The organism is Mesorhizobium sp. M6A.T.Ce.TU.002.03.1.1 (assembly GCF_003997275.1).
Taxonomy (GTDB): domain Bacteria; phylum Pseudomonadota; class Alphaproteobacteria; order Rhizobiales; family Rhizobiaceae; genus Mesorhizobium; species Mesorhizobium mediterraneum.
In genome coordinates this window covers 1-4254 of sequence record NZ_RZTI01000233.1, presented here as the reverse complement: position 1 = coordinate 4254, position 4254 = coordinate 1, and the positions used below count along the sequence as shown (strand labels likewise).

Here is a 4254-nt window from a genome sequence, read left to right as displayed (position 1 = left end):
CTTCCACACTGCGTATTTCGCAAAAGCCGGACAGGTGTTCCGCTAATTCCCGGACAGTGGTTTCGCTAATGTCGGGACAGTCTGGCGGCGTCGGTCCTTGGGTGCCTTGTTGCGTTCATGGATGATTGATTTCGCCGTTTTCGGCGCCGGTCAAGAGGGGCGCGGCCTTTTGCTTTCGCATGCTGTCGCCCTGGAGCACGATGCGGTGGGCGTTGTGCACGATCCGGTCGAGAATGGCGTCGGCGACGGTGGGGTCTGCGATCAGGTCATGCCATCTGGCCACCGGGACCTGGGCGGTGATCAGGGTGGATTTGCGGCGATAGCGTTCCTCGACGATTTCGAACAGATGGAAGCGCTGCTGGTCGGTGAGGCTGTGGGTTCCGAAGTCATCGAGGATGAGCAGTTGCGCGCGGGTGAGTTTGTCGATGAGGCGTGGGAAGCGGCCATCGAGACGAGCGAGCGCCAAATCCTCGAACAGGCGCGGCACGCGCGCATAGAGCACGGAATGATCGAGCCGTGCCGCTTGCCGGCCGAAGGCGCAGGCCAGCCACGACTTGCCGGTTCCGGTCTGGCCGGTGACGATCAGGTTCTCATGCGCTTTCAGCCATTCGCCCTGGGCGAGCGCCATGGTACTGCGCCGGTCGAGTCCGCGCGGCGCGGCAAAGTCGATGTCCTCGATGCAGGCTTCGGGAAAGCGCAGCCTGGCTGAGGCGAGCCGGTTCCGGACGCGCTTGTCGGCCCGCATGGCGACCTCGCGGTCGAGCATCAGGCCGAGCCACTCGTCACGGCTGAGCTCGTTGGCGTTGTTGCGTTCGGCCAGTTCGCGCCAGGCGGCAGCCATGCCGGCCAGACCGAGGGCCTGCATCTGGTCGAGGGTGGGGTTCGTCAGCATTCTTTCTTCCTTTCCTTCACTGGTAATAGGTGGAGCCGCGGATGTTGGCGTGCTGGGGTGTCGGCTTTGCCGGTTCTGCGGAGCTGGCCCGGTCGAGGCCGGCTTTGAGGATGGCGGTGACGGAGGAGTAGGCGATCGCGTTGATCAGCAGCGCCCGCTCGCAGGCGGCATCGAGACGCTCCGGCCCATAGCGCGGCGCCAGCGACAGGATGCCCATGGCCGAGCGGTATCCCTGTTCCGGATGCGGCCGGTCGCGCATCATGCGCTCGACCAGGATGGCGGCGTTGGGGCCGATCCTGGCCGCCCTGCTGATCAGGCTGGCCGGCGTGGTGTGGCGTAGCGCTGGTGCGCCTTGGGCATGTGTTCGTTGACGGTGACATGGCCCGAACGCTGCGAGCGACGGATATGGCTGGCGACACGCTGGTGATCGTGGAAGATCTCGACCACTCGATGCGTGAGCCGCACCTCGACGGTGCGCCCGATCAGCCGGTGCGGCACCGAATAGAAGGTCTTGTCGACCTCGACATGGTAGTCAGGATGGACCTTCGCCGACTTCCACTCGGCGTACTCGAACGGTGCCGCCGGCAGCGGCTTCAAGGCAGCCCGCTCGATCTCCTCGAACAGTTCGCGGCGGCTTTGGCCGATATGGCGCATCGGCCGGTTGTTCAGCTCCTCGAGCAGTTCGGCGATCGCCGCGTTGAGCTCGGCGATCGAGAAGAAGGATCGGTTCCTCAGCCGCGCCAGAATCCAGCGCTCGACAATCAGCACCGCGCCTTCGACCTTGGCCTTGTCGCGCGGCTTGCGGCTGCGGGTCGGCAGGATGGTGGTGTCGTAGTGCTCGGCCATCGCGGCAAAGGTCGCGTTCAGCGTCGGCTCGAACCACAGCGCCTTGACGACACCGGCCTTCAGGTTGTCGCACACGATCGCTCTGGTGACCCCGCCGAAGAAGGCGAGCGCTCGCACCTGGCCCTCGATCCAGTCCGGCAGCTTCTGGCTGGAGCTGGCAAAGGCGAAGGTCAGGTTGGAGGCGCCCAGCACCGCGACAAAATCTGCGCCGGGTAAATGACGCCAGTCGCCGGATCGATCACCGGCACCGTCTGCCCGGCATAGTCCGTCTGCATCACCGCGCCCGCCGCATGCCGATTGCGGAATGTCGCGCTCGTCCGGCGCTCGAAAGCGGCGAAGTGCTCGCAGAACCAGGTGTAGCCGTAGCCGTCGGGATGGGCGGCGCGATACTCCTGCCACAACAGCGTCAGCGTCACCCCCTTGCGCTTCAGCTCCCTGGCGATCAGCGCAAAGTCCGGTTCGCTCAGGTCTTGCGGCGGACGACCGGCACGGCCAAACAGCAGCCGCTCAAGTGTCGCGTCGTCGTGGCCCGGCGGCAGAGGCCAGCATGACAGCCCGGCCTCCCGCGCCCGTAGCAAATAGGTTGATACTGTCGTCTTGCTGATCTTCAGCCGTTCCGACACTTCACGCACCGAAAGACCCTGCTCATGGGTCAGGCGCAACATCGCTTGGATGTCCCTCACGCTCGTTCGTCTCGCTTGCTTCCGTCTCGGCATGGCCCCTCTCAACATCATCGTGAGAGGCCAAACTGCCAGAACGGCGCAGCCAAGAACCGACCGCTAAATCCGCTTCCGAAAACTGTCCGGGATTTAGCGGAATCGCTGTCCGCGAATTACTGAAATCACTGTCCGGGATTTAGCGAAAAGCGTGTCCGGGAATTACCGAAACACGCAATCTTCCACCAAAGCTAAAATGGAGAATGAACATGGCACGCCCCCCAAGCCCCGGCAATCCGGGCCACACCCCGCTGGGCCGCCCGACTGGGTGCCAGGGCCAGATGGCGTTCCGGGTCGTCGGCCCGGCGTTCCGTCTGGTCCTAAGGATCCACCTCAGCCACCGGATCGTCCCGTATCCTGGGTGGGCTATCCCGATCTGAAGGCAGGTATGCTCCCCACTGGGAGCATACCTGCGCAGGACGATTTGATTTTGAACTCCGCGATCTCGCATTCTTCGCCCGAGATTCGCTGCGAATCGACGAAGAGCAACTGAAAAACGGGGTGCTCAGTGTCGAGTTCGAATGGCCGCTGGCATCCGGGCAAAGCCGCGAGCTTCGCGCAGTGTTCCCAGACAGCTATCCCTTCGTCCGCCCGCAAGTTACCCTTCGAGGGAAACCGGAAACCTTTCCGCACAGGCACTGCTCGCCCGACTGACGGCCACCTTTGCTTGTTGGGCCGCGACACGGGGCTCTGGTCCATCAAGTGGACGTTGGCGAAGCTTCTTGAGAAACAGCTTGCCAACGCCTTGAATGGGACGGGCGTGGAGGATCCGCAGGGCGAACCGATGGAATTCTGGTGGAACGCCATTGCCCCAGAATTCCCTGGCTATTCCGAAGGAAGCTACATGCTGATCGACAGCAAGTGGGACCTCGGTGATGCCGTTGGCGGAACGATCAAAGCTTCGTGTTCGCTATTGAAGATTGGAGTGAAGATCCAGTTTCGAGGCGTTGTTGATGAGATTAGGGCGCACGACCAGACTGTGCTCGAGCGTCGAACGTTTCCGTTGCCTCCGCATCTACGAACCAAGGAGACTATCCGCACCTTCCCTTTGAGCCGTGTGGACCGTTTCGCCCCTCCGCCGGCAGACGGCTGGCAAGAGAAGAAAATCAAGGATCAGATTGCCTTCAAGATGCGTGCCTTCACTGACGGTTCTCCAGCTTTTTCGATGTCTGTGACCGTTCAGTCGACGGAACTCGGCCACAATAAGAGTGGAGATACATGGCTTTCCCTCTGCTTTACGGGCCAGCGAAATCATTCCGGACGGCGAAACCTGGTAAGAAGGCAACTGGACCATCGGTCTTGATCATACCGACCTTCCGCGCCGGGGCTAAGGACATCGGTGACCGGGTTGCATCGGTATGCATTTTGAAGAACAAAGTGGTTGCTATCTTCGGAATGGGAGCCATTGGTGCCCCAGTCGCGATCGAGCTTGCCCGCAACGGCTGTTCTCATCTCACCGTCATCGACCATGACATCGTCGAGCCAGGAAACTCGATCCGATGGCCGCTTGGTGCGACAGCCTGGGGAATGCGAAAGACCACTGCCGTCAAGCAGCATGTGGAATCCGAATACACGGGGGTCGAAGTCGAGGCGATCCATCACCACGTGGGGATAGCACGGCGGCCGACGGGAACGGGGGAGACCATTCAGTTCTACCGCCGATCTTTGCGAAGGCCGACATCGTCATCGACGGTCGCCATGCGGGAGTTCAGCAGAATCTGACCTATGGCATTCTTCGCCGACGGGCTCTGTTCTCGCGTGTATGCGTGAGAAAGAGACCGGATATAATCTGGAGGATGA

3 protein-coding genes and 2 pseudogenes are annotated in these 4254 nt (G+C 61.9%); 2 read left to right on the top strand and 3 right to left on the bottom strand.

Translation table 11 applies throughout. The features are described from left to right. Nucleotides 1-115: 115 nt before the first annotated feature. Complete coding sequence (gene istB / locus EOC93_RS32735) at nucleotides 116-892, bottom strand: IS21-like element helper ATPase IstB (RefSeq protein WP_127206673.1); 777 nt, start codon at nucleotides 890-892, stop codon at nucleotides 116-118. A gap of 16 nt (nucleotides 893-908) precedes the next feature. After that, nucleotides 909-2454, bottom strand: a pseudogene (gene istA / locus EOC93_RS32730) (IS21 family transposase). A 670-nt stretch (nucleotides 2455-3124) separates the two neighbouring features. Here istA and EOC93_RS32720 point away from each other — a divergent pair. Continuing rightward, complete coding sequence (locus EOC93_RS32720; RefSeq protein WP_164759380.1) at nucleotides 3125-3757, top strand: hypothetical protein; 633 nt, start codon at nucleotides 3125-3127, stop codon at nucleotides 3755-3757. Beyond that, nucleotides 3673-4176: a ThiF family adenylyltransferase gene (locus EOC93_RS35500; protein ID WP_127206671.1), complete on the top strand. Its 504-nt coding sequence runs from the start codon at nucleotides 3673-3675 to the stop codon at nucleotides 4174-4176. Before EOC93_RS32720 ends, EOC93_RS35500 begins: the two co-directional genes overlap by 85 nt. Here EOC93_RS35500 and EOC93_RS35215 read toward each other — a convergent pair. Continuing rightward, nucleotides 4149-4254 (bottom strand): annotated as a pseudogene (locus EOC93_RS35215) (fumarate hydrolyase); the annotation flags it as partial. The gene EOC93_RS35500 and the pseudogene EOC93_RS35215 sit on opposite strands and share 28 nt — an antisense overlap.

What these genes read in the sequence shown, in the direction of transcription:
- istB (WP_127206673.1), bottom strand. Translation starts at nt 892, where the DNA reads ATGCTGACGAACCCCACCCTCGACCAGATGCAGGCCCTCGGTCTGGCC.
- EOC93_RS35500 (WP_127206671.1), top strand. Translation starts at nt 3,673, where the DNA reads ATGGCTTTCCCTCTGCTTTACGGGCCAGCGAAATCATTCCGGACGGCG.